The sequence below is a fragment of the Streptomyces sp. SID11385 genome (assembly GCF_010548245.1).
Lineage (GTDB): Bacteria > Actinomycetota > Actinomycetes > Streptomycetales > Streptomycetaceae > Streptomyces.
In genome coordinates this window covers 1-2,368 of record NZ_JAAGLR010000231.1, presented here as the reverse complement: position 1 = coordinate 2,368, position 2,368 = coordinate 1, and the positions used below count along the sequence as shown (strand labels likewise).

General features: G+C 74.6%; 3 protein-coding genes. 1 reads left to right on the top strand and 2 read right to left on the bottom strand.

The annotated features are described in order from the left end of the window. Positions 1-334: hypothetical protein (locus G3I42_RS07115; protein ID WP_164283434.1), on the top strand; the 334-nt coding region annotated here is incomplete at its 5' end. Positions 335-437: 103 nt separating this feature from the next. On the opposite strand, the gene G3I42_RS07110 is transcribed toward G3I42_RS07115, so the two are convergent. Together G3I42_RS07110 and G3I42_RS07105 are read right to left on the bottom strand one after the other, a co-directional pair. Next, on the bottom strand, positions 438-803 hold the full coding sequence (locus G3I42_RS07110) for a hypothetical protein (RefSeq protein WP_164283432.1): 366 nt from the start codon (positions 801-803) through the stop codon (positions 438-440). Between the two features lie 38 nt (positions 804-841). Next, the coding region (locus tag G3I42_RS07105; RefSeq protein WP_239096316.1) for a hypothetical protein at positions 842-2,368 on the bottom strand (1,527 nt) is incomplete at its 5' end.

The window sequence follows — 2,368 nt, the reverse complement described above, 5'->3', positions numbered from 1 at the left end:
GCTGCCCGGGGGCCGGGCGCTCGCCCGGGTCGTGGACACGCTGCTCGTCGCGCCCCCGGCGGGATCGTGGCACACCGGCCCCGAGCGGCAGGCGCTCCTGGAGTTCCGTACGCCGGAGGGGCGGCTCGTGCGGCTGCGGGACACCTCGGGCGAGGTGCGGCTGACGGGCGATCTCGTGGTGGTACGGCATCCCCCGGGCGAGCCGGAGCGCGCGGTGTGCCCGCCGCCCGGCGAGAGCGCGGACCCGGTGCCCGTCGTGCTCGGCCTGGTGGTGTGCGCGGTGTGCACGGGGGTGGGCGCGCTGCTCGTGGGCCGGGCACTCCTCGCGGCGTGAGCGGACAGCGGTCGCGGCGTACGGCGCGGGGCCCGGCGCGTACGGGCGCGGGGCCCGGCGCGGGCCCGGTGCGTACCGAAACGGGCGCGGTGCCCCGCCCGCGTCAGGCTCCCGTCACCCTGGCCTCTCCCCCGCCGCCTTCCGGGTCCCAGCCGAGGGCGACGAGGCCGCGGTGGATGGCCTCCCTGCGGGCCTCGTCGATGGCGTCCATCTTGAGGTCCGCGCGGGCGCGCTGGTCGACGGCGAGGGCGAGGTCGGCGTCGAGATGGCCCGTCTCACGCCAGGCACGCAGCCGCGTGTCCTCGGCGTTGCGGTAGCCGAGGGTCTCCTCGTACTCGTGCGTGCCCTCGGTAGCGGCGCTCAACTGCCCCTCCCACTCCGAGAGCCGGCGCGAAAGATGGACGTCGACGGCCTCGCGGGCGAGGTCGGCATCGGAGGAACCGCGTCCCCCCTGTGGCGTTTCGCTCATTCTCGTACCGTATTACGCCCCCACCGAGGCGCAAACGGTCAGCTGTCCACCCCGCTCGATCCGAATCCCTTCGCCGTGTAGGCGCACTCGGTGTAGGTGTATCCGCCGCGCACCTTCACCGTGTCGGTGGCGGGGGAACCGCCGAGGCCGCTGCCGCCGTGCGGCTTGTGCAGGAAGTACGTCGTGCCCGCGGGGAGCCGCAGGGTCTTGCTCGGGTACGTCCTGCCGGAGGGGCAGGGCTTGAAGGAGGGATTGAGGGTGTCGGCCCATTCGTAGCGCTCGCAGCCCTTGCAGGCGTCGAGCCGGAAGCTGCCGGTGACGGGCCCGGTGTAGAGCACTTCGACGGCCTCGGGGCTGTCGTTGCGGACGGTCACCGTGATCGAGCCGCCGGAGGTAGTCGTCGGCTTGACCTTGCCCGCGGCGGGGAGTTCGTCGGCGACCTGCGCGGCGATGACGTACTTGCGCGCGAGCGGGGCCCGGCCGTCCTTGCCGTAGTGGGCCGTGAAGTCCCGCATACGCGTCTGCGTGGCCGCGTAGTCCTTGTCGTGGTAGGCGGCGAGCGCGCAGTTCCACGTCGTGGTGGGCAGGCCGCCCCTCGCGCGCTCCGCCTGACGGCCGAGCGCGGTCACCGTGGCGGCGGGCGCCCCGTCGGCCTTGGCGACGGAGGTGGCCTGGTCGGCGAGGGTCTTGAGGGACTTTGTCGCGTCGCACGGCGACTCGCCGCCCTTGTCCCGCAGCGAGAAGCTGACGTGCTTCTCCATCTCGGGGACGACCTTGCCGGCCTCGGGGCTGTCCGGGTAGTCCTCCAGGAGGGCGGTGAGGTGGTACTCGGCGGTGGAGGAGTCCGCGGTGCCGAGCCCCCCGATGCCGCAGCCGTAGAGCGAGGTGGCCAGGCGTGGCGCGGGCCAGGCGACGAGGTCCTCGGGGACGCGGCCGGTGCCCATCGTGCCCGGCACGGTGAGCAGGTGGCGCAGGGGATCGACGGCTTCGCAGTAGTCGCCCTCGTCGAAGGGCGCGCCGACCGTGCGGTAATACGTGCGCAGCCGGGCCGGGACCTTGTGCGCCGCCGCCGAGTCGGGGTGCTCTCGGCTGAGGTCGCGGTAGGTCGTGAGCGCCGTGGAGAACGCCGACTCGTGGCCCGCGTACCCGGAGGTCCGGTAGCGGGCCACGGTGCGGTCGGCCGTGCCGAGCCGGTCGAGCAACTGCTTCTCCAGGCGCGCGTGCTGGGCGCGCTCGCGGGCCGCGTCGTACTGGAGGCCCGCGAGGACGGGCGCGGCGAGCAGGACGAGGGCGAGGCCGAGTACGGGCACGGTCGGCACGCGGCGTGTGGTACGCAGTCCGCGCGCCGCCGCGTGCGCGGCGAGGAGCACGAGGATCACGAGCCAGCCGGCGACGAGGGCGAGCGGCACGCCGTCGGGGTCGGCGGGCAGGGCCACGAAGGCGAGGACGCCGGTGCTCACGAGGGCCACGGCGAGGCCGCCCCAGGAGCGCAGCAGGGCGTGCCCGAGGCCGAGTCCGCTCAGGTCGAGCAGGGCCAGGCCGAGAGCGCGCGGGACATCGCGCGT